We start from the raw sequence: 23378 nt of genomic DNA on the forward strand, positions 1-23378 counted from the left end.
CTGCAACCGGTCCCGAAGGGAGAATTTGCGTAATGAAACTAATCGGCAGCTATACCAGTCCTTTTGTGCGGAAAATTTCGGTGATCCTGCTGGAAAAAGGCATCACTTTCGAATTTATCAACGAGTCGCCGTGGACCGACGAGAGCCACGTGCCGCGCTATAACCCGCTGGGCAAAGTGCCTGCGCTGGTGGTCAGCCCGGAGGAGGTCTGGTACGACTCCCATATCATTGCCGCTTATCTGGAGCAGCTGGATATCGCGCCCGCGCTGATGCCGGACGACCGCCTGGCGGCGCTGAAGGTACAGCAGCTGGAAGCGCTGGCGGACGGCATCGGCGACGCGGGCGTGATCCTGCTGCGCGAGCAGATGCGGCCGCCGGAGCTGCAGATGGAAAGCCAGCTGCTGCGCCAGCGCGAAAAAATTCAGCGCGGCCTGGATGCGCTGGAAAAAGAGGCGGCCAAAGGCGTGACCATTAACAGCGACAACATTAACGTGGCGGATATCGCCGTCGCCTGCCTGATTGGTTTCCTGAATTTTCGCCGCGTGATCCCTAACTGGTGCGTGGATCGCCCTGCGCTGGTGAAGCTGACGGAGAAAATGTTCCAGCGGGAGAGCTTCGCCCGTACGGTGCCGCCCGCATCCTGAATTCTCAATAAGGCCTTTGTTGTTCGGACAAGGGCCTTGCCTATATCGCGTAAGCGGCTGCAGGTTATGCCGCGCGCCGCCACAGTCGTAAAAATAAAATGCAGACAGCATTTCGCGGGAAAGTCCGCGCGCTGCAATTACTTGTTTGCATCGCAGGCGTAATTTTATTATAAGGTCAACGTATCAGCTCGATGTGTCTATTCCGCCTGCAGGAAATCGAGTCAGGATTAATTGCAAACATGGATGGTAAATATGGATACGATTGAAGAACTAAATGGAACTTATTTTTATAAAGGAATTTATAATCTCTCTGCCGGAGAACTCTTTTTTTGGGTTTTTCTTGATGCGGTTCATGAGCAGCTGAATGTGTCCGATCTTTTGGCCGCTGCATGCATCGTATTGGGACAGCCTGAGCGTCCGACAAGAGGAAAGCCGGCAGGCACAACTAAAGGAACCTCAATTGCATCGGAAATGTCACGCCGCTATCTGAACATAGAACTCCCATTCAGGCTGCCCAGTCTGACAAATGCCAGCGCCAGAAATTTGAAGTTTAAATATGTAAATAATTTAGGTGCCTTTGTGGGCCGGGCGATTCCTGTATTGGGTTGGTTCATAACAGGTTCTGATGTCGTTACCATAGCATTTAAAGCAACAAAAAATTATAACAGAATAGCCCGAGGAAACGATAAGTTATGGTAATAAACGACAAAGTTCTGAATTTTTTTCGCGAAGAATTACCCGTAATTAAATATTTAGGGGTTAAAAACGTTCCGCTGGAAATGGACACCGTTTTACAAGAGTTTGCTGACGCAGAAGATTTAATACCGGCGATTGATAAATACTCAGATAATTTCAATATCGACGTTTCCACGTTAAATATTGAGAACTATTATCCCTGGGAAATCCCATGGTTTTTCCGAAAATGGTTTACACAAAAGCCGGTTAAGCAAACCCGGAAGCCGCTGACGGTAAAAATGTTTGCTGAATCAGCCAAAGCGGGTCGCTGGCTCTATGATTAATTCCGACAAAACGCCGGGCTGGGGACTGCGTTTCCGAAATTAGCCACTCAGCCAGCCGTCTTTACAGAGCAAAACCCATCATTCTGCGCGAAAACGACCAGTCATAAACCTCTCGCAAAAACCGCGTGCCGCGCGTTACATCACTTTCACTTCACAAATTACCGCCTTATTGATTCGCCACAAATTTAGCCAGCCCGTTTTATGGGATAAGTAAGCTTTGCTTTTTATATGGCAAGGATATCCATAAATTACAGGAGTTTATATGAATAGTTTCCGCAAGCGCCGCTGGCCGCTCGCGCTGTTAGCCCTGCTGGTAACGATGGCCGTGCTGGCGATCGTCGCGGGCAGCGCGGTGGCGCTGCATAAGACCAGCGACACCGCTTTTTGCGTCTCCTGCCACAGTATGCAGCGGCCGCTGGCGGAGTATCAGGGCAGCGTCCACTTCCAGAATCACGCCGGTATTCGCGCCGACTGCGCCGACTGCCATATTCCCACTCAGCCTGCGGCTTATATGATGACCAAGCTGGCCGCAAGTAAGGATCTGCTGGGCGAACTGACCGGCAAACTGGCGACCGAAGAGCGATACAACGCCCACAAGCTGGCGATGGCGGAATCGGTATGGCGAAAGATGAAGGCTGAAGACTCCGCGACCTGCCGTAGCTGCCACAGCTATGCCGCGATGGATATACTGGAGCAGCGGCCCGAGGCGAGGAAAGCGCATCCCGTCGCCATCAAAAGCGGTGAAACCTGTATCGACTGCCATCGCGGCGTAGCGCATATCCTGCCCGATATGCGTGCCAGCAACGCTTCCGGCGCGGCGCAGCTAACCGCGCTGGCTGCCGCCGACAAAACCGATACTCGTCCGCTTTATGCCATCAGCACGCAGCCATTTACGCTCTCTTCCGACGATAATCTTGCCGCCGGTACGCTGTTTCCGGCGGCCGAACTCTTTCCTTTGCGACATGAAAACGGTCGCACGGAAGCCGAGCTGCGAGGCTGGCAGCAGGAAGGCGTGACCGGCGCCATTTACGCAGCCAAAGGCAAACGCGTGATCAGCGCGATAATCGCGCCAGAAGCCGCGCCGCAGATAAAAATCCTCGCTACGGAGCAGGAAAGCCAGACGGATACGCGCTGGCATCGTGTTTCGCTGCGGCTACAAGTCGCCAGCGACACGCTGATCGCCGATCGGCAGCAACTCTGGCAGTACGCCGCCAGCCTGATGACCGCTAACTGCACCGGCTGCCACGGACTGACCGCGCCCGATCGCTACACGGCCAATCAGTGGACGGGCGTGATCAAGGGAATGGCGTCGCGCACCTCGTTGGATACGGAGCAGCTGCGCCTGCTGACGCGCTACGTTCAGGAACACGCCAGCGATATGAAGCCGGCTGAACAGGGAGAACATCATGAAGAATAACGGTTCCGGCGTCAGCCGCCGCCACTTTCTGGCCGCGAGCGGCGCGCTGCTGGCGGCTGGCTCGCTCGATCTGATCTACGCCAAATCCGCGCTGGCGCAGGCCGTCAGCCAGGCGATGCCGCTGTTTACGGCGCTCAGGCCCGCCCGCAAAGGTATTCTGACCGCCGCGCACTGGGGCGCTTTCGAAGCGCTGGTGGAGAACGGCAAAATGGTCGGCGTGCAGCCGGTACAGGACGATCCCGCACCTGACGAGCTGATTACTATGGCGCCTTATCAGGTTCATGCTGCTAACCGCATCACCGCGCCAATGGTGCGCCAGGGCTGGCTGGAACACGGGCCTGGCGGCGATACCACGCTGCGTGGTCGCGACAAGTGGGTAAAAGTCAGCTGGGAAAAGGCGACGGAGCTGGTCGCCGGTGAAATCAGCAGGCTGCAGCGGGAACATGGCCCATCCGCTATCTATGCCGGTTCCTACGGCTGGAAAAGCACCGGGATGCTGCATAACTGTCGCGCGCTGTTGCATCGCCTGATGAACCTTGCGGGCGGCTTCCTGGGCTACAGCGGCGATTACTCTACCGGCGCCGCGCAGGTGATTATGTCGCACGTGGTTGGATCGATGGAGGTTTACGAGCAGCAGACCAGCTGGCCAGTGGTGGTGGAAAACAGCGAGCTGGTAGTGCTGTGGGGCTGCAATCCGCTGGTGACGCTAAAAAATAGCTGGAACGTGCCGGATCACGTTGGGCTGGAAGGTTTTCAGGCGCTGGCCGCCAAAGGCACGCCGGTTATCTGTATCGATCCCGTGCGCACCGACAGCGCCAAAGCGCTGAATGCCGAATGGATCGCGCCGAAAGCCTATACCGATGCCGCGATGATCCTCGGCCTGGCGCATACGCTGCTGGTGGAGAAACGCCATGACGAAGCTTTTCTCGCCCGTTACACCACCGGTTTTGAGAAGTTTCGCGCCTACCTGCTGGGCGAAAGCGACGGCGTGGTCAAAAGCGCGGAATGGGCGAGCGAGATCTGCGGCGTCGCGCCGGAGCAGCTGCGCCAGCTGGCAAGACGAATGGCGAGTCAGCGCACCATGATCATGGCCGGCTGGGGCATTCAGCGCCAGCACCGCGGCGAGCAGCCGCACTGGCTGCTGGTGACGCTGGCCGCCATGCTCGGGCAGATCGGGCTGCCGGGCGGCGGTTTCGGCTTCAGCTACCACTACTCTTCCGGCGGCAGCCCGACGGCGCGTGGCGGCATTCTGTCTGGTATCAGCGCGGGCGCCGCGCCCGCCGGTTCGCCGCCGCCGATCCCCGTGGCGCGTATCGCCGACTGCCTCGCCAATCCCGGTAAAACTATCGCTTTCAACGGCAAAGAAACCACTTATCCCGACGTCAAAATGGTTTACGTGGCGGGCGGCAATCCTTTCCACCATCACCAGGACACCAATAATCTGCTGCAGGCCTGGCAACGTCCGGAAACCATCGTGGTGCATGAACCTTACTGGACGGCCACCGCCAGGCATGCCGATATCGTGCTGCCCTGCACCACCAGCTACGAGCGCAACGATATGGATATGGGCGGCGACTATTCGCAGCTCTATCTCTTCCCGATGCGCCAGTGCGTGCCGCCGCAGCATGAAGCGCGCAGCGATTTTGACATTTTCCGGGCGATCGCGGCCAGGCTGGGCCTGGAACAGGCCTTTACCGAAGGACGGGACGAAATGCAGTGGCTGAAAAAACTGTATGACGGCATGAAGCAGCAGGCCAGAAACGCCGGCGTGCCGCTGCCGCCGTTCGATCTGTTCTGGCAGTCCAATAACTATATTCGCTTCCCCGTGCCGCCAGAGAATAAACAGTGGGTGCGCTTTGCCGATTACCGCGCCGATCCGCTGCTTAACCCGCTCGGCACGCCCAGCGGAAAAATTGAAATCTACTCCAAAACTATCGCCGCGATGCGCTACGACGACTGCGCGGGCCTGCCTGGCTGGCAACCGCCGCATGAGTGGCACGGCAGCCCGCAGGCGCAGCGCTATCCGCTGTCGCTCAACACTGCGCATCCGATCAATCGCCTGCACTCCCAGCTGGATAACACGCCGCTGCGTCAGAAATACGCCGTCAGCGACCGCGAGGCGATGCTGATCCATCCACAGGATGCCGAAGCCAGAGGTATTCGCTCCGGCGATCTGGTCAGAGCCTTTAACGATCGCGGACAGATTCTGGTCGGCGCGCGCGTCACCGCGGATGTTCGGCCGGGCGTGGTGCGCATCAGCGAAGGCGCATGGTACGATCCCGCCGATGCCAGCGAGCCGAAGACGCTGTGTAAAAACGGCAACGTCAACTGCCTGACTTTCGATCTCGGCAGCTCGCGGCTGGCGCAGGGCAACTGTGGTCAGATGGCGCAGCTGGAGGTGGAGAAATTCACCGCCGAGCCGCCGCCTAACACGGCGCATGCGGTGCCGGAGAGCGCGCTGTAGCGGTCTGGCGAACGGGCGTTGCCGCTCACCTGAGAAACGCGCGCTGACGCCCGGGCGGCATTCAGGGCGCTGGCGCTGCAGATCTCTGCGGCGGGTATACCCAAAAATGGCTTTCGCTGCCATGCTGTATCGTGCCGAAATTTCTCGCCGCCAACACAGGAAATATGCATGTCGCCACGATCGCTTCAGGCTCTTTGTCTGATGAGCTTTTTTTTGGCTGATGTCAGGGACGGTTTAGGCCCTTTTTTAGGTATTTTTTTGACCGGCCGACACTGGAGTCCGGATGAAATTGGCTTTGTGATGACCTGCGGCGGCATAGCGGGGCTGCTGGCCACCTTGCCGGCGGGCGTGATTGCCGATGCCACGCGCCATAAAAGAGTGATAGTGCTGCTGGGCTGCCTGGTGATTACCGTCGCGACGCTGCTGCTTTGGTACAGCAATCAGGCCTGGACGGTGATGTTTTCGCAGGTTGTCGTAGGCGTTGCGGCGGCGTTTATCGGCCCAACCGTCTCCGGGATCACGCTGGGGCTGACCGGCCAGCAGGCTTTTCATCGCCAGATGGGACGAAATGAGGCCTGGAGCCATGCAGGCAATACGCTGGCCGCGGTTTGCGCCGGTTTCGCTGCCTGGTTCTGGGGATTAGGCACGGTATTTATCCTGATGACCGCGATGGCCGTTTGCGCTGCCACCGCCGCGCTGGCTATCCGTAGCGAAGATATTGACGACGATGTCGCACGAGGCCTGGAAGAGCGCCATCAGAACCCTGAATCGATGAGCCTGTGGCAGCTGGCGCGCCAGCCTGCCCTGTTTTTTACCGGCCTGACGCTGCTGCTTTTTCACCTGGCGAACGCGGCGCTGCTGCCGATGTTGAGCATGCGCGCGGCCTCCATGGCCGGTACCGTTAATCCCGGTCTTTATGCGGCCGCGACCGTTGTTATTTCGCAGCTGGTCATGGTGCCGGTCGCGATTTATGTGTCAGGATGCGTGGAAAAATACGGCTATCCGCGTCTTATTATGGCGGCGCTGCTGATCCTGCCGCTGCGGGCGGCGATAGCCTCGGCGTTTTCTGCGCCTCTGTTTGTTATCCCCGTGCAGATATTCGACGGCCTTGCGGCCGGGATCCTGGGGGTGGCGGTGCCTGGCTACGTGGTTTCCCTGCTGCGAGGCAGCGGGCATGTCAACGCGGGCCAGAGCGTGGTGATGTTGATGCAGGGCATCGGAGCCGCCCTGAGCCCCGCCATAACCGGCCTGATTGCCGCGCGCTACTCTTACGGCGCGGCGTTCGCCACGCTGGGCGCGATAGCCTTGCTGGCGCTGCTGTTGTGGTGGAGCACAACTTCCATCAAAACGAGGCAGGTGTGGGATGACTAAGGCGCCCGCTACTTTTATGGTCAATGAAGGAGCTTTACTTATGCAACGCTGCGGCTGGGTGACTCAGGACCCGCTCTATCTGGCCTATCACGATACGGAATGGGGCGTAGCGATAACCGACGCGCATGCGCTGTTTGAGATGCTCTGCCTGGAAGGGCAAATGGCGGGCCTCTCCTGGCTGACCGTGCTGAAAAAGCGGGAAAACTACCGGCTGGCTTTCTGCAGTTTCGATCCTGAGCAGGTGGCGAAGATGAACGACAGCGATATCGATCGGCTGATGCAGGATAGCGGCCTGATCCGCCATCGCGGCAAGCTCACGGCCATTGTCGCCAACGCACGCGCGCTGCTGGCAATGGCGGCGGCTGGCGAAAATTTCGCTGACTTTATCTGGCAGTTTGTCGACCACCAGCCGCAGCTGCACCGCTACGGCGATTATCGTCAGGCGCCGACCTTCAGCGCGGTTTCGGACGCTATGTCTAAGGCGCTGAAAAAGCGCGGCTTTAAATTCGTTGGTACGACCACCTGTTACTCATTTATGCAGGCCTGCGGGCTGCTGGTCGATCATACTACCAACTGTTTCCGCCATCCCGACAACCTCGGGTAGCGTCTCTTTACAATTTAGGAGCACGACACGGTTTTTTTTCCCGGCGGCGACGGCATAATCGCTTTTTTTCAGGCAATTTTTGCCTCTCGCTGTTCAGGAACCGCTATTAATGAAAAAACGTTTTGTTACTCTCGCTCTGGTTTTGAGCGGCACCATTGCCCTGTCGGGTTGCACCACTAATCCTTACACCGGCGAACGCCAGGCAGGCAAGGCCGGCATCGGCGCCGGACTGGGCGCGGCACTGGGCGCAGGTGTCGGCGTGCTCTCCTCCTCCAAGAAAGATCGCGGTAAAGGCGCGTTGATTGGCGCAGCAGCCGGCGCGGCGCTGGGCGGCGGCGCGGGCTACTACATGGACGTGCAGGAAGCCAAACTGCGGGAAAAAATGCGCGGCACCGGCGTTAGCGTTACCCGTCAGGGCGACAATATCGTGCTGAATATGCCGAATAACGTCACCTTCGACAGCAGCAGCGCCTCGCTGAAGCCTGCAGGCGCCAATACCCTGACCGGCGTGGCGATGGTGCTGAAAGAGTATCCGAAAACCGCCGTCAACATTATCGGCTATACCGACAGCACCGGCAGCCGCCAGCTGAACATGACGCTGTCGCAGCAGCGCGCCGACAGCGTGGCCAGCTCGCTGATTAGCCAGGGCGTGGCGACCAACCGTATCCGCACCGGCGGCATGGGCCCGGACAATCCGATCGCCTCCAACAGCACCGCCGCAGGCAAAGCGCAGAACCGTCGCGTGGAAATCACCCTCAGCCCGCTGCAGTAACGCTGAAGAAGCCGGACAGCCTCTGTCCGGCTTTTCTGTATTGTGCGCCCGACCGTGGGCGAGCACGTTTTTATGCTTTATGATGGCCGGATCCGCTTTCCGCCATTACCCGCTATCTTTTGATTTAAGCCCAGTAATGGCTGCTCTCTTTTTACTCGTTCAAGGATCGCCATGAACCGCAAGGCCGCACGCGCGACAATCAGCGACGTTGCCAAAAAAGCAAATACTGGTAAAACCAGCGTTTCTCGCTATCTCAATGGCGAGCAGCATCTTCTTTCCGCCGACCTGAAACAGCGGATTGAAACCGCTATCGCCGAACTCAACTATCGACCCAGCCAGATGGCGCGCGGCCTCAAGCGCGGGCGCACCAGATTAATAGGCCTGATTATCGCGGATATCACCAATCCCTACTCTGTCGACGTGATGTGCGGCATTGAGGCGGCCTGCCGCGCGCAGGGCTTTACCCTGCTGATGTGCAACACCAACAACGAAGTGGATCAGGAGCAGCACTACCTGAATTTGCTCAGCAGCTATCAGGTTGAGGGCATTGTCGTTAACGCCGTGGGGATGCGCGAAGAGGCGCTGAGCCACCTGCAGCAGTCGCTGCTGCCGATGGTGCTGATCGACCGCAAAATCCCCGATTTTGCCTGCGACGTGGTCGGCCTGAACAACCATGAAGCCGCTACGCAGGTCACCACGCATCTGATCGAAGAGGATTTCGCGGCAATCCTGTTTATCACCGAGCCGCTGGGCACCGTGAATACCCGCCATGAGCGCCTGAAGGCTTTCCGGGAGACAATGGCGCTTCATCCGCAGCGCCATGCGGAACAGGCGGAAGTGTCGCTCAACGACAGCGAACGGCTGGATCGGCTGCTGCACGATTTCTGGCAGCGCCATCGCCACCATCGCTGCGCCGTGCTGGCGGTTAACGGCGCGCTGACGCTGCAGATTGCGCGCAGCTTCCGTCGCCTGAAGCTGAACTGGGGCAAAGATTTAGGCCTGCTGGGTTTTGACGAGCTGGTCTGGTCGGAACTGGCCGGCGGCGGCATCACCACGCTGAAACAGCCGACGCAGCAGATCGGCTACGCCGCGCTGGAGCAGGTTATCCGTCGCATTGAAGGCGACGAATCGCCGCCCGGTGAACAGCTTTTCTCCGGCGAGCTGATTGTTCGCAGTTCCACCAGGTTCGCCTGATCTCCACGCTTTTCTGTCGTGCGGTGGTTGCTCCAGACCGCCGCGTGACGCTTTTCCAATAAATTTCCAAATAATTATTCACAGCGTGAGCGCGATCATAAAAGCGCACGCCGCCCCTTTTCATTGGAACCGGTTCCAATTAACGTTTTTGTAACGTCAGGGTGGAGGAAAAGATGAAACCCCAAATTATTATTGTGACGGCCGCCTATGGCCACGATCGTCTTAAAGAGCTGGGCGGCCAGCAGGCCGTGGTGCCGATTGTTGCCGCCGCAGGCGCGGACGGTATTGAAATCCGTCGCGAATTATTCAGCGAAGCGGAGCTGCAGCAGCTCTCCACGCTGGGCAAGACTATCAGCGACGCTGGCCTGATAACGTTCTATTCCGTACCGGAAGCGCTGTTTACCGAAGAAGGCACGCTGAATCCCAACCTGGCACGCCACCTCGGCGAGGCAGAGCAATTAAACGCGCGCCTGATAAAATATTCATTAGGCCACTATCAGCGCGGCGTCGATTGTTCGTCGCTGCGTGATCTGCCTCTGCAGCTGGTGGTGGAAAACGACCAGACCGACTGCGGCACGCTGGCGGCCATCGAAAATTATTTTAACGACGACGCGCCTGTCGGCATGACCTTCGATATGGGCAACTGGCTGTGGGTGGATGACAGTCCCGTGCAGGCAGCGACACGGCTGGCGCGCTTCGTTACCTACGTGCATGTGAAAGCCGCCGCATCGGCCGCCGACGGCTGGCGCGCAATCGCGCTGGATAACGCCGATAATCTGTGGCGAGAAACGCTGGCGCTGCTGCCTTCCGACGTGCCGCGCGGCATTGAATTCCCGCTGGAAGGCGACGACCTGGTGGCCGTCACCCGTCACTATGTTGAACTGCTCTCAGAGGTATAGATCATGACGACCCATGAAAACGGCATGCTGGACGCGGTGACCATCGGTGAGGCGATGGCGATGTTTATCGCCAGCGATACCGGCGATCTGGCGGCGGCGGAACACTTTACCAAACGCATCGCCGGCGCCGAGCTGAACGTCGCTATCGGTCTGGCGCGACTCGGCCTGAAAGTTGGCTGGGTCAGCCGCGTGGGCGACGACTCCTTTGGCCGCTTTACCCGCCAGCAGCTGGAAAAAGAGGGCGTCGACAGTCGCCAGGTTACCACCGATCCGCGCTACGCCACCGGCTTTCAGCTAAAATCCCGCGTGGAAGACGGCTCCGATCCGCTGGTGGAATATTTTCGTAAAGGCTCCGCCGCCAGCCACCTCTCCGTAGAAGACTTTAACCGCGACTACTTCGGCTCGGCGCGCCATCTGCACCTGAGCGGCGTGGCGGCGGCGATCTCCGACAGCTCGCTGGCGCTGTCGAAGCACGCGGCACAGGAGATGAAGCGCATGGGCAAAACCATCTCCTTCGATCCTAATCTGCGTCCCGTGCTCTGGTCGAGCGAGCGCGAAATGGCTACCCAGCTCAATGCGCTGGCAGGCTACGCCGACTGGGTGCTGCCGGGGATCGGCGAAGGCAAAATCCTTACCGGCTACGATCAGCCGGAAGCGATCGCCGATTTTTATCTGGCGATGGGCGTGAAAGCGGTCATCATCAAAACGGGCTGCGAAGGCGCCTGGTATAAAACCGCCGAAGGCGAGAAAGGCCAGGTCGAAGCAATTCGCACCGCCAACGTCGTGGATACGGTTGGCGCGGGCGATGGTTTCGCCGTGGGCGTGATCAGCGCGCTGCTGGAAGGCAAAACGCTGCCGCAGGCGATTAAACGCGGCAACCGCATCGGCTCGCTGGCGATCCAGGTCAGCGGCGACAGCGAAGGGCTGCCGACCCGCGCAACGCTCGGCGATTATTAAGCGTATTCCTGAAGCAAACCGAATCATAACGAGCCGCGACTACCCTACAAAACAGAGCGCGGCCGCCGCCAACCAGGAGACAGACAATGAACAAGCAGACAATCGCGCCTAAACGCTGGTGGTATATCATGCCCATCGTGTTTATCACCTACAGCCTGGCGTACCTCGACAGAGCCAACTTCAGCTTCGCTTCCGCTGCGGGCATCAACGAAGATCTGGGCATCACGCACGGCATGTCGTCGCTGCTGGGCGCCCTGTTCTTCCTGGGCTACTTCTTTTTCCAGATCCCGGGCGCCGTCTACGCCGAGCGCCGCAGCGTCAAAAAACTGGTATTCGTCTGCCTGGTGCTGTGGGGCATTTGCGCCTCGCTGACCGGCGTCGTCAGCAATATTCCTGCGCTGGCGGCTATCCGCTTTGTGCTGGGCGTGGTGGAAGCAGCGGTAATGCCCGCCATGCTGATCTATATCAGCAACTGGTTTACTAAATCGGAACGCTCCCGCGCCAACACTTTTCTGATTCTGGGCAACCCGGTGACGGTGCTGTGGATGTCGGTGGTTTCCGGCTATCTGATCAACGCTTTCGGCTGGCGGGAAATGTTTATTTTCGAGGGCATTCCGGCGGTCATCTGGGCGGTGGCCTGGTGGTTTATGGTGCAGGATAAGCCCGCCCAGGCGAAGTGGCTGAGCGAGGATGAAAAAGCGGCGCTGGCGGCGCAGTTACAGAAAGAGCAGGAAAATATTAAAGCGGTGCGTAACTACAGCGAGGCTTTCCGCTCGCGCAACGTGATTATTCTTTGCGTTCAGTATTTTACCTGGAGCATCGGCGTGTATGGCTTCGTGCTCTGGCTGCCGTCGATTCTGCGCAACGGTATGCAGATGGGCATGGTGGAAGCAGGCTGGCTCTCCGCAGTGCCTTACCTGGCCGCGACCGTGGCGATGATCCTGGCTTCATGGGCCTCGGACAAGCTGCAGAACCGTAAACTTTTTGTCTGGCCGCTGCTGCTGATTGGCGCGCTGGCGTTTTTAGGTTCATACCTTGTAGGCGCCAATAATTTCTGGCTGTCGTTTAGCCTGCTGGTGATCGCCGGCGCGGCGATGTATGCGCCTTACGGGCCGTTCTTTGCCATTATTCCGGAAATGCTGCCGCGTAACGTGGCGGGCGGCGCGATGGCGCTGATCAATGCGATGGGCGCGCTCGGCTCTTTCCTGGGCTCCTGGGTGGTGGGTTATCTCAACGGCGCCACCGGCAGTCCTTCCGCTTCGTATATCTTTATGGGGGTATCGCTGCTTATCTCGGTCTGGCTGACGCTAATTGTAAAGCCAGCAGCCAATAAGCAGCCCCCGATGCCGCATGGCGCTAAACACGCTTAATGGCGCGGGCCGGTTGGCCCGTTCCTTAACGAAACAGGGAGACAAGCATGAAACCTTCTGTGGTGCTGTATAAGAAGCTGCCGCAAGATCTGCGTTCGCAGCTCGACGAGCATTTTAACGTAACCGAAATCAACGGCCTGACCCCGGAAACCCTGAGCCAGCACGCGGAGGCTTTTCAGCAGGCCGAAGGCATTTTGGGCTCCGGCGGCAAGGTGGATGCGGAGTTCCTGAAGAAAGCGCCAAAGCTGCGCGCGGCCTCTTCCGTTTCCGTGGGCGTGGATAACTTTGACATTCAGGCGCTGACCGATCGCGGCGTGCTGTTGATGCATACGCCGACCGTACTGACCGAAACCGTGGCCGATACCATGATGGCGCTGGTGCTCGCCAGCGCGCGCCGCGTGGTAGAATCCGCCGAGCGCGTGAAGCAAGGCGAATGGCAGGGCAGCATCGGCGCGGACTGGTTCGGCATCGACGTGCACCATAAAAAAATGGGCATTCTGGGAATGGGCCGTATCGGCCTGGCGCTGGCGCAGCGCGCGCATCTGGGTTTCGGTATGCCGATCCTCTACAACGCCCGCAAGCATCACGAAGAGGCGGAGCAGCGTTTCGACGCGCAGTACTGCGATCTCGATACGCTGCTGAAAGAGTCTGACTTTTTGTGCATCAGCCTGCCGCTGACCGAGCAAACGCACCATCTGATCGGCCGCGACGAACTGGCGAAAATGAAGAACACCGCCGTGCTGATCAATGCCGGACGCGGCCCGGTGATTGACGAAGAAGCGCTAATCGCCGCGTTGAAAGAAGGGACGATCCACGCTGCGGGTCTGGACGTGTTTGAAAAAGAGCCGTTGCCGAAAGAGTCGCCGCTGCTGACTATGCCGAACGTGGTGGCGCTGCCGCATATCGGTTCCGCCACGCATGAAACGCGTTATGGCATGGCAAAAGACGCGGTGGAAAACCTGATCGCCGCGCTGAGCGGCAACGTGGAAAAAAACTGCGTTAATCCTGAAGTCGCCCAATAAGTTTTCCGGCCCGATATTATCGGGCCGCTTTATTGTCACGCCTCCCGACCCCTTAACCACGCAAAAATTCCCTTATTATTTTAAACATCCGCTAAACCAGCAAGCTATTCACATCGAAAGAAGCCAGCGGGTTATTGTTATCGACCTGATCATTCCAGGTAACCATAAGTCAAACAGAACTTTAAGAAAACGGCAATAAATAACCCACCTCGCCTGTTTTAATGAATCAAAAGAAACCTCACTGTAATGAAATTGTTTAATTTCAAGAAAACAAAAGAAACGTAAAGATCCTTATTCGTTATTTCCTCGCTGCACCGCGCCGCCGGTCCGGCGTTGTTTCAACTTAAGATTGTGATATAACTACGCCCATTCGGAAACCCGCTTATCGGCATTAATCATGCTGACGGGATGCTTTTGCCCTAAATAACCCCCCCATAAAAAGGAGAAAGATTTCGTAATTACCAAACGCTTTATTTATTCCTGACGCCAGCTACTACGAGTGCCGGATTTATTATTCATGGCTTTTACCCCTGAATGAAAACAGCACGCTCACGCTGGCTGAACTCATCTTTTATTTAATTTGAAGAAACCATGAAAAATAAACCTGAAGTCAATAATAAACCGCAGTGGCTGCATCGTTTAACCTGGCTGACCGTGGCTATTCAGGGCGCGTTCCCGGTAGCCTGCGCCTTTACGCCCGTACTTGCCGCCGCTCAGCAGCATTTTCTGGCGCCGTCGGCAGATGCCGTCGCTATACGTACCCAGCTTTACACTCTGGGCGAGGCCGAAACGGTCAGCAGCGTAGCGCAAAAATATAATATGAGCGTGGAAGCGCTGCGCAAGCTCAACCAGCTGCGCACCTTCGCCCACGGTTTCGATCGGCTGCAGGCTGGCGACGAGCTGGAAGTGCCGCTTTCGCCGCTGCCGAAAGTACACTGGCATAATGACAACACGCTGCCGATGAAAGCCGCCAGCCTGGCCGCCCAGGCCGGTTCCGCGCTCGACGGCAACGGCGCCGCTTCCGCCGCCGCTAATATGGCCGCAGGCGAAGCGGGTGCGCAGGCGCAGCAGTGGCTGAGCCGTTTCGGCACCGCGCGCGTGCAGCTGGATACGGATAAAAAATTCTCGCTGAAAAACTCGCAGTTCGATTTGCTGCTGCCGCTGAGCGACCGTGCCGATCGCCTGATCTTCACTCAGGGCAGCTTCCACCGCACCGACGATCGCAACCAGGCGAATCTCGGTCTGGGCATCCGTCACTTTGGCCAGGGCTTTATGACAGGCGCCAACGCTTTCTTTGATTACGATCTTTCCCGCCAGCACGCTCGCTCCGGCATGGGCGTCGAATACTGGCGCGACTTTTTCAAACTGGCCGCCAACGGCTACGTGCGGCTAACCAGCTGGAAAGATTCGAAAGATTTCTCCGGCTATGAAGAGCGTCCGGCCAACGGCTGGGATATCCGTACGGAGGCGTTTCTGCCGGCTCTGCCGCAGCTGGGCGCAAAGCTGAACTACGAGCAATATTACGGCAACGATGTGGCGCTGTTCAGTAAGGATAATCGCCAGAAAAACCCGCACGCCATTACCGCTGGCGTGACCTTTACGCCTGTTCCGCTGTTGACGCTGGAAGCCGAGCAGCGCCAGGGCAAAGCGGGCGAGCACGATACGCGGCTGGGCCTGTCGCTTAACTATCAGATCGGTATGCCGTGGCGTAAACAGCTGGATAGCGACGCCGTAGCGACGCTGCGCAGCCTGGCGGGCAACCGCTACGATCTGGTCAACCGCAATAACAATATCGTGCTGGAGTATCGCAAAGAGGAAGTGATCAAGCTGAGCGCCGCGAAGCTTATTACCGGCACCGCCGGCGAGCAAAAAACGCTGAACGTCTCGGTTAACAGCAAATATGGCCTGGAGCGTATTAACTGGTCGGCTTCCGCGCTGATCGCCAACGGCGGTAAAATCGTCGCTCACAGCCCAACCGATTACAGCGTCGTGCTGCCGGCTTACCATGCCGATGCGACGGGCGTGAACAGCTATACCCTTAGCGGCGTGGCGATCGATAAAAAAGGCAACGCCTCTAAGCGTACCGAAACGCAAATTACGGTAACCGAAGCGAACATCAACGTGAACAGCAGTTCACTGCTGCCCGTCAGCAGTACGCTGTCGGCGGATGGCCACGCTCAGCAGACGCTGACGCTAACCGTCAAAGATGGCCTGGGCAACCCGGTGGATATCAATGAAAAAGAGATTAGCGTTACCAAAAGCGTCCAGGGCGCTGACGAAGCGAAAATCTCTGGCTTTACCCGTCAGAGCGCCGGCCGCTATACCGCCGTGGTTACCGCAGGTACGCATCCTGAAACCCTGACGATTACGCCGGTCGCACGCAATATGACCTTCCCTTCCGCCACCGTCGCCATTGCGGCCGATACGGCAAGCGTACGCCTGGCAAGCCTGAGCGTGGAGAGCGACAACGCCGTCGCCGATGGCAAAACCGCCGATCGGGTCAAAGCCGTCGTTACCGACGCGCAGGGCAATCCGCTGGCGAACCAGAGCGTGACTTTCAGCGCGGATAACAACGCTGTTATCACGCAGAGCGTGATGACGGACGATCGTGGCGAGGCGTCTGTGCCAGTGACCAGCACTAAAGCGGGCCTGAGCCATGTTGTCGCTCAGGTAGGCGCAACCCAAAAAGAAGCCGATGTCAACTTTGTCGCCGGCGAGGCGACCTCCATTTATATGCATCGCCTGACGGGCCGCGCAGTTGCAGACGGTACGGCTACCAGCAGAGTGGAAATCTACGTAAAAGACAGCAACGGCAACCCGGTTGCTAACAGAAAGGTCGCGATTACGGCAACCGACAGCCGCGTAAATATTCCTTCTGAGGTGACGCTGGATCAGTACGGCGCCGCGCGTTTCGACACCACCAGCAATCATGATGGCGGCTGGGAAGTGGATGCCACTATCGACGGCCATAAAAGTTCGATCATTGTTTATTTCTACGCGGGTTACCCGACGGTAAACAACTCCTCTTTTACCGTTAGTTCAAGCAGCGCGCCAGCCGACGGCGTCAGCGCCATTACGCTGACCATCGTCGCCAGGGATATGCGTAATAACGCCGTGAAAGTAAAAGGATTGCCAGATTTAATTAACTTCGATATCAGCGGCCTGCCTGGCAGCCGTCTCAGCGAAGTAAAAGTTAACGGCAATGTTTACACCGCCCAGTTGACCTCCACTCAGCCAGTGAGCGGAACGGTGAGGGCCAACCTGATGCTTAATCGCGGCGTACTGCCGATTAAGGTGACGTTTACCCCGCCAGCCAAATAGCCGAAAAAAGATAAAACCCCGCCTCTGACGAGGCGGGGTTTTTTATTGGCGTTTAGCGAGCCAGCCAGCCGCCGTCCACCGCGATGGTGTAACCGTTGATATAGTCAGAAGCTGAAGAAGCGAGGAATACCGCCGGCCCCATCAGGTCGGAAGGCAAACCCCAGCGTCCCGCCGGGATACGCTCCAGAATATCGGCATTGCGCTTTTCATCCGCACGCAGCTGTGCGGTGTTGTTGGTCGCCATATAGCCCGGCGCGATAGCGTTAACGTTGATGTTATGCTTCGCCCATTCGTTAGCCAGCAGCCGGGTTACGCCCATTACCGCGCTTTTTGAAGCGGTATAGGAAGGGACGCGAATACCGCCCTGGAACGAGAGCATCGAGGCGATATTGATGATTTTGCCGCCTTTGCCCTGCTTAATAAACTGACGAGCCACCGCCTGCGACATAAAGAACACGGATTTGATATTCAGGTTCATTACGTCATCCCAGTCTTTCTCTGAGAAATCGATCGCGTCTTCACGACGGATAATGCCGGCGTTATTGACCAGGATATCGATTTTGCCGAATTCCGCCACGGCTTTCTCAACGATGCCTTCGATGCATTCTGTTTTACCGAGATCGGCAGTCAGGCTGCAGAAACGGCGGCCAAGCGCGGTAACGCGCTCAATGGTTTCTTTCGGTTCGACAATATTAACGCCGACAATATCGCAGCCCGCTTCCGCCAGCCCCAGCGCCATGCCCTGACCCAGACCCGTATCACAACCCGTCACCAGCGCCACGCGGCCTTTTAAATCAAATGAATCCAAAATCATAACTGCTCCTGTAAGCCAGAGGGCGGACTGCGCGTCAGAAGGCTCCGTAACAGAAAGGGCAGCCCTGCCCGGTTTTCCGAGCGCACACTATAGCGAAGGAGAAAGAGCGAACGCCGTGATCGAAATCAGGAAAAAACGGATTAGTGAAACAACTGAGCATTATTTTTAAAACAGCGTTTCATTAATGCGGGAGCGCTGGCTTTTCGCTCCCGCTGTGAACTATTCGGTCGCGATCGGCTTTTGCTCCACGCTGATTTTGCTGTCGCCCTGTAGCGTTTTAATGCGCTGTTCAACCTGCTGCACCGCGCTGGCGTCCTTCAACAGCGAATAAGTCAGGGTAAATTCCGTGCTCTGGCCAGGCTGCAGCTGCTTCACCCGACCCTGCTCTTTTTCGATCGTTACCGGATAGGCGTAGTTGGTACCGGGTTCAATACCTGTCACATAGCCCTGTTTTAACGTATCGGTGTTTTTCCACATCGTCAGCACCGACAGCTGGCGCGTATCAAACTCTATCGACGCGCCCTTGTCGCCTTTGCTGTTGACCACGGCGGCCACGGTTTTTCCGCTCTCGTCGGCAATAGGCTGCAGGTTGAACACCATTTCATCGAAATCTTTGGTCGGCGCGCCGTAGGTTTGCCAGTTTTCCAGCCCTTTCTTCGCGTAGTCATTAAACGGCGAAACGGATTTCACCGCCGCCAGGAAGCGAGCGTTCTCTTCCAGAATCGGCGTGCCGAAGTTGCTGTGGTAGATGATCTCGTAGTCGTGCGGGTAGTCGGCCTGGTTGGTCAGCACATCGTGAATGGTAAAGGAGTCGGTGCCCGGCACGTAGCGCAGCTCCGTCCAGGTTTCCAGCTTCGCTTTTTTAAACGTATTTTCTTTCAGCAGGCCGCGAATACGGATCTCGTGCGGCGCTTTGTCATCGACAATCACCTCCACTTTCGAGGCTGGCGTATTGCCGGCTTTGCCGTGCAGCGTATAGATGCGGCCATCTTTGGTGACCGGATGGCCCGTCCATTCGAAGCCGCAGCGCACCATCATTTCGTTAAAGCCTTCCAGCCAGCCCAGGCCGTTACGGCTTTCCAGATTGATATAGGCTGGATTGACCACTTCATCGACCGGCGAATCCCAGCCCATCCGCACGCCATGGCCGTTTACATGCAGCAGATCCATACCGCGGGTCGGGCTGAGCGCGATGGTCAGGCCGTTCTTGCTGGTCAGCGTCAGTACCTTTGTGCCTTCCTGCTTGCCGCCGTGCAGCACCTGCTGCTGAATGCTGAAAGGCTCGCCGGTAAACTTCAGCTGTTCGCTGCTGATGCGCCAGTCGCCCTTTTCAACGCCCTGCGTATCGGTCAGCACCCAGCTTTGCGCCGCCGCCTGGCCGCTAATTAACGCCATCACCACGCCTGTCAAAATTGTTTTTTTCATTTTGTCTCGCCCTTGCTGAAATGATTTAGCTTAAGAGCGGCCAGCCTACAAAGCGCGCCAGTTCAGGACTGTGACTGGTGTCACCTCATAGATTTTTAAGAAATTTTTATCAAGAAGTCGTGCAGTTGGTCACAAATTGTTAACCAATACGGGCAATGAGCAGCGACATGAAAAACGAAAAAAGCGCAGGAGAGGTTGAAACGATTCACCTTCGTGCTTTTTTGGCGGGTTGACGAGCTGCCCGACGCGGCCGCGCTATCAGCGTTGCATCACGCCTGGCCTGACGTTAAGGTTAAGACTCACTTGCCTATGATAAGCAGTTAATACGCTATGAGCTTTTCCGCTTTCGGTAACAAATTTACGCGCGCGTCGGGTATTACTCGCCTGATGGAAGATATGGGCGAAGGCTTGCGCACGCCCGGTTCGGTCATGTTGGGCGGCGGTAATCCGGCCCAGATCCCGGCGATGAACGACTATTTTCAGCAGCTGCTGCAGGAGATGCATAACCAGGGCAAACTGGCCGACGCGCTCTGCAACTACGATGGCCCAAGAGGCAAAAGCACGCTGCTGGAATCGCTGTCCACGCTGCTGCGTGAAGAGTTGGGCTGGCAGGTCGGGCCGCAAAATATCGCGCTGACCAACGGCAGCCAGAGCGCCTTCTTCTATTTATTTAATCTTTACGCGGGTCGTCGTGAAGATGGCCGCAAAAAGCGCGTGCTGTTCCCGCTGGCGCCGGAATATCTGGGCTACGCCGACGCGGGGCTGGACGAGGAGCTGTTTGTCTCTGCCCGTCCCGATATCGAGATGCTGCCCGAAGGCCAGTTCAAATATCACGTTAACTTTGAGCAGCTGCATATTACGGAAGATACCGGGCTGATCTGCGTCTCGCGGCCAACCAATCCAACCGGCAATGTCATCACCGACGAAGAGCTGATGAAGCTGGATGCGCTGGCGCAGCAGCATGAGGTGCCGCTACTGATCGACAACGCCTACGGCGTGCCTTTTCCCGGCATTATCTTCAGCGAGGTTCGTCCGCTGTGGAACCCGAATATTATTCTCTGCATGAGCCTTTCCAAGCTCGGCCTGCCGGGTTCGCGCTGCGGCATCATTATCGCCGATGAGAAGGTGATCTCCGCGATCGGCAATATGAATGGCATTATCAGCCTTGCGCCCGGCAGCGTCGGCCCGGCCATCGCTGACGAGATGATCCGACGTGGCGATCTGCTGCGCCTTTCCGAAGAGGTGATCAAACCTTTTTATCAGCAGCGGGTTACGCAGACGATCGCGGTTATTCGCCGCTATCTGTCGGAAGATCGCTGTCTTATCCACAAGCCGGAAGGCGCGATTTTTCTCTGGCTCTGGTTTAAGGATCTGCCGATTTCCACCGAGATCCTCTATCAGCGTCTGAAAGCGCGCGGCGTGTTAATGGTGCCGGGCCACTTTTTCTTTCCGGGGCTGGAGCATGAATGGCCGCACACGCACCAGTGTATGCGCATGAACTACGTGCCGGAGAGCGAGAAAATCGAGAAAGGCATCGTTATTCTGGCGGAAGAGATAGAGCGCGCGCACCGCGAGTCGGGCGAAGGCTGATATAGCAGGCCGCACAGCGTGCGGCCCGTAAGAATATCGCCTTTAGTCCGCTGGCCAACCGCTGAAAAGTCGTCGTCCGCCTTTTCGCACTCGGGCAAAACAATAAAGCCGCACAAAGTGCGGCTTCCTGTTTTGCCTGGGCTTATTTCAGAATTTCGATGCGGCGCGGTTTATTCGCTTCCGGCACCACGCGCTCCAGGTCAATATAAAGCAGGCCATTTTCCAGCCGCGCGTCGCGCACATTGACGTGCTCGGCCAGCTGGAATTTACGCTCGAAGTTGCGCTCGGCGATGCCCTGATAGAGATAGGTTTTTTCCTGCTGCTCTTCAGGATGGGCGCCGCGTACGGTCAGCATGTTGTCGTGGGCGGTGATTTCCAGCTCGCTCTGCGCGAATCCGGCCACGGCAATAGTAATTCGGTAATGGTTCTCCGCCACCAGCTCCACATTGTAGGGAGGATAGCCGCCGTTGCTCTGACCCTGGTTAGATTCCAGCAGGTTGATCAGACGGTCGAAACCGATAGAAGAACGGTACAGCGGGGCGAGATCAAAGTTACGCATGGTATAGCTCCTGATTATCAGCGAGGTTTTATGACGACCTTCCACAATGGACAGATCGCAGAGCCCAAAGTCGTACCCTGTCGGCATACGTTTCGTGACCCTGAGCATAAAATGGTGGCATCACCCTCGCTTTCAAGGGCTCGTTGAGGAAATTTTTCAACCAATATGGTGTGAATGTCATACACTCAGGGAAGAATTTGTCGGCGCCATGCATCAGCTAACGCAGAATAGCCGGGGTTTCCCTGCATACCGACAATCATAAGCAGAGCGGTTTTGCCGCCGCTGAAGGGATGAGAAATATGATGGTACTGAAGAGAAGTCGTTTCGCTGGCCTGCTGGCCTGCCTGTCGCTGGCGGGCACCGGCGGCTGTTCCAGCTTTATGTCCCATTCCGGCCCGGATCAGGGCTACTACCCCGGCACGCGCGCCAGCGCCAAAATTGTCGCCGACAGCGACAGCGGTTGGGTAATGCGCCCGCTGGCCGCTATCGATCTGCCTTTTTCCGCCGTGATGGATACGCTGCTGCTGCCGTGGGACTACTATCGTTCAGGCCGCGATAAAACCGCCGATTCGCCACGTGAACGCGTGTTGCGCAGCGAACAGCTGAATCACACCGATGAAAATCTTTCTCAGGCCGCGCCGCTGGTAATCAATACGCCGCGTCAGCAATAAATATCTGCTGAAAGCCTTCAACGTTACGCAGATAAGCGACATACCGCCCATCCGGCGAGCAGACTACCGCTTCCGGCAGCGGCGCTTCGGCACTGCGCGCGGTGAGTCGGCGCATTTTGCCGCTGCCCGTATCGCACAGCATCACGCTGTTGTCATTGATAAAAGCCACCGATTTCCCATCCGGATGCCAGCTGAAAGCGGACTGAATATCGCTGGCGGCCTGCGTAATCTGCCGCGGCTTGCCGCCGCCAGGCGCGACGCTCCACAGCTGCACCACGCCGCTGTCATCCTTCATTAAAAAAGCGATGGCGCGTCCGTCGGGCGAGCTGCGCAGCCAGTGACGCGGCGTGGAGGCCAGGCCGGGAAAAGCGCGATCGTGGGTGAAGGTCAGACGGCGCTGTTTTACGCCCAGCGGCGGAGCAGGCAGCGTCGTGGCTGTGCCGGCTAACGGCGCCTCGCCCTCCAGCGCATAATCGGCCATTTTTTCCGGCAGATCGACAATAAACACTTCCGGTACTTTTTCTCCCTTTTCGCTGAGCGTGTCGCCGATAAACGCCAGCGCCCAGCGCTGTCGGTGACCGTCGCTTTTCAGGTAGCCTTCTTCGCCAACCCAGCCTTCTTCGTAAGCCCGGTTGATCTCATCGCTGCCGGGTTTCGGCGTGACGGTCGTGGTGCTGACCAGTACACAGAAATGGCTGCCCGCATACTCGCGCGGATGCTGCAGCGGCGGGCAAACGGGATGCAAAGGCACGGCAACGCCAACGTTGCGTAAATCCGCTTTCGCGTCCAGCTCGTGCATCACATGATCGTTATAGGTAAAGCTCAGCCTGGTGCCGTCGGGACTGAAAACGTGGACATGCGAGCCGCCGCGCAGCGCGCCGGGCGTAAAGGGCGGCGTGATATCACAGGCATCCATATTTTCCACCTGCCCGTTCTGAATAATAACGCCGCGACGATGATGAAAGTCGTAGCGCCACTGGCTGTCGGGATGTTCCGGCCCGTGAATGCAGACGTAGCGCGGCGGCAGATCCGGACTGACGGTGATCACGCCAACATGGGCGCCATCTTTGGCCTGATAGAGGATTTCGGTCTGGCCGCTAAGGTTGACGCGTTCAACGGTCAGGCTGTTGAAGGTGGCGCCGCTGCTGCGCACGTCGTAGACCAGCCAGTGGCTGTCGGCAGTCCAGATATTGATATTCGTGAGCTGGTGATTGCGCTGAGCGAAAGTGAGCTGTTTTTCCATCGTGCTTACCCTTAGCGAGGTT

The 23378-nt window shown here is 57.5% G+C and carries 20 protein-coding genes; 16 read left to right on the forward strand and 4 right to left on the reverse strand.

The window, feature by feature from the left end; translation table 11 throughout:
* The first annotated feature begins 32 nt into the window (after window positions 1-32).
* The 14 genes from MKZ79_RS16325 (at window position 33) to MKZ79_RS16390 (ending at window position 17054) form a co-directional block, all read left to right on the forward strand.
* Complete coding sequence (locus MKZ79_RS16325; protein WP_336143611.1) at window positions 33-644, forward strand: glutathione S-transferase; 612 nt, start codon at window positions 33-35, stop codon at window positions 642-644.
* A gap of 252 nt (window positions 645-896) precedes the next feature.
* Entirely contained in the window at window positions 897-1343 is a 447-nt protein-coding gene (locus MKZ79_RS16330) for an STM2901 family protein (RefSeq protein WP_336143612.1), read from the forward strand.
* Window positions 1337-1663: a DUF1493 family protein gene (locus MKZ79_RS16335; protein ID WP_336143613.1), complete on the forward strand. Its 327-nt coding sequence runs from the start codon at window positions 1337-1339 to the stop codon at window positions 1661-1663. Before MKZ79_RS16330 ends, MKZ79_RS16335 begins: the two co-directional genes overlap by 7 nt.
* 262 nt (window positions 1664-1925) lie before the next feature.
* Window positions 1926-3080, forward strand: a complete 1155-nt coding sequence (locus MKZ79_RS16340) for a NapC/NirT family cytochrome c (protein WP_336143614.1) — start codon at window positions 1926-1928, stop codon at window positions 3078-3080.
* Entirely contained in the window at window positions 3070-5544 is a 2475-nt protein-coding gene (torA, locus tag MKZ79_RS16345) for a trimethylamine-N-oxide reductase TorA (RefSeq protein WP_336143616.1), read from the forward strand. Before MKZ79_RS16340 ends, torA begins: the two co-directional genes overlap by 11 nt.
* Window positions 5545-5712: 168 nt before the next feature.
* Window positions 5713-6915, forward strand: coding sequence for an MFS transporter (locus MKZ79_RS16350; RefSeq protein WP_336143617.1), 1203 nt, complete (start codon window positions 5713-5715; stop codon window positions 6913-6915).
* 40 nt (window positions 6916-6955) lie between these two features.
* A complete protein-coding gene (locus MKZ79_RS16355; RefSeq protein WP_336143618.1) occupies window positions 6956-7519 on the forward strand; it encodes a DNA-3-methyladenine glycosylase I in 564 nt (187 codons plus the stop codon).
* A 109-nt stretch (window positions 7520-7628) separates the two neighbouring features.
* The gene (locus MKZ79_RS16360; protein ID WP_336143619.1) at window positions 7629-8291 is read left to right on the forward strand and encodes an OmpA family lipoprotein; all 663 of its coding nucleotides are present in this window, start codon (window positions 7629-7631) and stop codon (window positions 8289-8291) included.
* A gap of 171 nt (window positions 8292-8462) precedes the next feature.
* Window positions 8463-9485 (forward strand): LacI family DNA-binding transcriptional regulator, encoded by a 1023-nt coding sequence (locus MKZ79_RS16365; protein WP_336143621.1) that lies wholly within the window; start codon window positions 8463-8465, stop codon window positions 9483-9485.
* 173 nt (window positions 9486-9658) lie between these two features.
* Window positions 9659-10384 (forward strand): sugar phosphate isomerase/epimerase family protein, encoded by a 726-nt coding sequence (locus MKZ79_RS16370; RefSeq protein ID WP_336143623.1) that lies wholly within the window; start codon window positions 9659-9661, stop codon window positions 10382-10384.
* A gap of 3 nt (window positions 10385-10387) precedes the next feature.
* The gene (locus MKZ79_RS16375; RefSeq protein WP_336143625.1) at window positions 10388-11341 is read left to right on the forward strand and encodes a sugar kinase; all 954 of its coding nucleotides are present in this window, start codon (window positions 10388-10390) and stop codon (window positions 11339-11341) included.
* Window positions 11342-11427: 86 nt separating this feature from the next.
* Window positions 11428-12711, forward strand: a complete 1284-nt coding sequence (locus MKZ79_RS16380; RefSeq protein WP_336143627.1) for an MFS transporter — start codon at window positions 11428-11430, stop codon at window positions 12709-12711.
* 47 nt (window positions 12712-12758) lie between these two features.
* Complete coding sequence (ghrB, locus tag MKZ79_RS16385; RefSeq protein WP_336143628.1) at window positions 12759-13733, forward strand: glyoxylate/hydroxypyruvate reductase GhrB; 975 nt, start codon at window positions 12759-12761, stop codon at window positions 13731-13733.
* 591 nt (window positions 13734-14324) lie between these two features.
* Entirely contained in the window at window positions 14325-17054 is a 2730-nt protein-coding gene (locus MKZ79_RS16390; protein ID WP_336143629.1) for an inverse autotransporter beta domain-containing protein, read from the forward strand.
* Between the two features lie 52 nt (window positions 17055-17106).
* Here MKZ79_RS16390 and kduD read toward each other — a convergent pair whose 3' ends face one another.
* Together kduD and MKZ79_RS16400 are read right to left on the reverse strand one after the other, a co-directional pair.
* Window positions 17107-17868, reverse strand: a complete 762-nt coding sequence (gene kduD / locus MKZ79_RS16395; RefSeq protein WP_336143632.1) for a 2-dehydro-3-deoxy-D-gluconate 5-dehydrogenase KduD — start codon at window positions 17866-17868, stop codon at window positions 17107-17109.
* A 219-nt stretch (window positions 17869-18087) separates the two neighbouring features.
* A complete protein-coding gene (locus tag MKZ79_RS16400; RefSeq protein WP_336143633.1) occupies window positions 18088-19293 on the reverse strand; it encodes an aldose 1-epimerase family protein in 1206 nt (401 codons plus the stop codon).
* A gap of 330 nt (window positions 19294-19623) precedes the next feature.
* On the opposite strand from MKZ79_RS16400, the gene MKZ79_RS16405 reads away from it, so the two are divergent.
* Entirely contained in the window at window positions 19624-20883 is a 1260-nt protein-coding gene (locus tag MKZ79_RS16405) for a valine--pyruvate transaminase (RefSeq protein ID WP_336143634.1), read from the forward strand.
* Window positions 20884-21025: 142 nt separating this feature from the next.
* Here MKZ79_RS16405 and ibpA read toward each other — a convergent pair whose 3' ends face one another.
* A complete protein-coding gene (gene ibpA, locus MKZ79_RS16410; RefSeq protein WP_336143636.1) occupies window positions 21026-21442 on the reverse strand; it encodes a small heat shock chaperone IbpA in 417 nt (138 codons plus the stop codon).
* A gap of 299 nt (window positions 21443-21741) precedes the next feature.
* Between ibpA and MKZ79_RS16415 the strand changes: the two genes are divergently transcribed.
* Window positions 21742-22113 carry a YceK/YidQ family lipoprotein gene (locus MKZ79_RS16415; protein WP_336143638.1) on the forward strand — a complete coding sequence of 124 codons (372 nt, stop codon included), beginning with the start codon at window positions 21742-21744 and terminating at the stop codon, window positions 22111-22113.
* Here the strand turns inward: MKZ79_RS16415 and MKZ79_RS16420 are convergent.
* On the reverse strand, window positions 22091-23356 hold the full coding sequence (locus MKZ79_RS16420; protein WP_336143639.1) for a DUF3748 domain-containing protein: 1266 nt from the start codon (window positions 23354-23356) through the stop codon (window positions 22091-22093). The two genes, MKZ79_RS16415 and MKZ79_RS16420, sit on opposite strands and share 23 nt — an antisense overlap.
* Window positions 23357-23378 lie beyond the last annotated feature (22 nt).

Origin of the sequence: Erwinia sp. CGal63, assembly GCF_037026505.1 — a bacterium.
In the GTDB taxonomy this organism is placed as follows: domain Bacteria; phylum Pseudomonadota; class Gammaproteobacteria; order Enterobacterales; family Enterobacteriaceae; genus Erwinia.

What these genes read in the sequence shown, in the direction of transcription:
- MKZ79_RS16370 (WP_336143623.1), top strand. Translation starts at nt 9,659, where the DNA reads ATGAAACCCCAAATTATTATTGTGACGGCCGCCTATGGCCACGATCGT.
- MKZ79_RS16340 (WP_336143614.1), top strand. Translation starts at nt 1,926, where the DNA reads ATGAATAGTTTCCGCAAGCGCCGCTGGCCGCTCGCGCTGTTAGCCCTG.
- MKZ79_RS16330 (WP_336143612.1), top strand. Translation starts at nt 897, where the DNA reads ATGGATACGATTGAAGAACTAAATGGAACTTATTTTTATAAAGGAATT.
- MKZ79_RS16350 (WP_336143617.1), top strand. Translation starts at nt 5,713, where the DNA reads ATGTCGCCACGATCGCTTCAGGCTCTTTGTCTGATGAGCTTTTTTTTG.
- MKZ79_RS16360 (WP_336143619.1), top strand. Translation starts at nt 7,629, where the DNA reads ATGAAAAAACGTTTTGTTACTCTCGCTCTGGTTTTGAGCGGCACCATT.
- MKZ79_RS16420 (WP_336143639.1), bottom strand. Translation starts at nt 23,356, where the DNA reads ATGGAAAAACAGCTCACTTTCGCTCAGCGCAATCACCAGCTCACGAAT.
- MKZ79_RS16325 (WP_336143611.1), top strand. Translation starts at nt 33, where the DNA reads ATGAAACTAATCGGCAGCTATACCAGTCCTTTTGTGCGGAAAATTTCG.
- MKZ79_RS16400 (WP_336143633.1), bottom strand. Translation starts at nt 19,293, where the DNA reads ATGAAAAAAACAATTTTGACAGGCGTGGTGATGGCGTTAATTAGCGGC.
- torA (WP_336143616.1), top strand. Translation starts at nt 3,070, where the DNA reads ATGAAGAATAACGGTTCCGGCGTCAGCCGCCGCCACTTTCTGGCCGCG.
- MKZ79_RS16335 (WP_336143613.1), top strand. Translation starts at nt 1,337, where the DNA reads ATGGTAATAAACGACAAAGTTCTGAATTTTTTTCGCGAAGAATTACCC.
- ibpA (WP_336143636.1), bottom strand. Translation starts at nt 21,442, where the DNA reads ATGCGTAACTTTGATCTCGCCCCGCTGTACCGTTCTTCTATCGGTTTC.
- ghrB (WP_336143628.1), top strand. Translation starts at nt 12,759, where the DNA reads ATGAAACCTTCTGTGGTGCTGTATAAGAAGCTGCCGCAAGATCTGCGT.
- MKZ79_RS16405 (WP_336143634.1), top strand. Translation starts at nt 19,624, where the DNA reads ATGAGCTTTTCCGCTTTCGGTAACAAATTTACGCGCGCGTCGGGTATT.
- MKZ79_RS16375 (WP_336143625.1), top strand. Translation starts at nt 10,388, where the DNA reads ATGACGACCCATGAAAACGGCATGCTGGACGCGGTGACCATCGGTGAG.
- MKZ79_RS16355 (WP_336143618.1), top strand. Translation starts at nt 6,956, where the DNA reads ATGCAACGCTGCGGCTGGGTGACTCAGGACCCGCTCTATCTGGCCTAT.
- kduD (WP_336143632.1), bottom strand. Translation starts at nt 17,868, where the DNA reads ATGATTTTGGATTCATTTGATTTAAAAGGCCGCGTGGCGCTGGTGACG.
- MKZ79_RS16415 (WP_336143638.1), top strand. Translation starts at nt 21,742, where the DNA reads ATGATGGTACTGAAGAGAAGTCGTTTCGCTGGCCTGCTGGCCTGCCTG.
- MKZ79_RS16365 (WP_336143621.1), top strand. Translation starts at nt 8,463, where the DNA reads ATGAACCGCAAGGCCGCACGCGCGACAATCAGCGACGTTGCCAAAAAA.
- MKZ79_RS16390 (WP_336143629.1), top strand. Translation starts at nt 14,325, where the DNA reads ATGAAAAATAAACCTGAAGTCAATAATAAACCGCAGTGGCTGCATCGT.
- MKZ79_RS16380 (WP_336143627.1), top strand. Translation starts at nt 11,428, where the DNA reads ATGAACAAGCAGACAATCGCGCCTAAACGCTGGTGGTATATCATGCCC.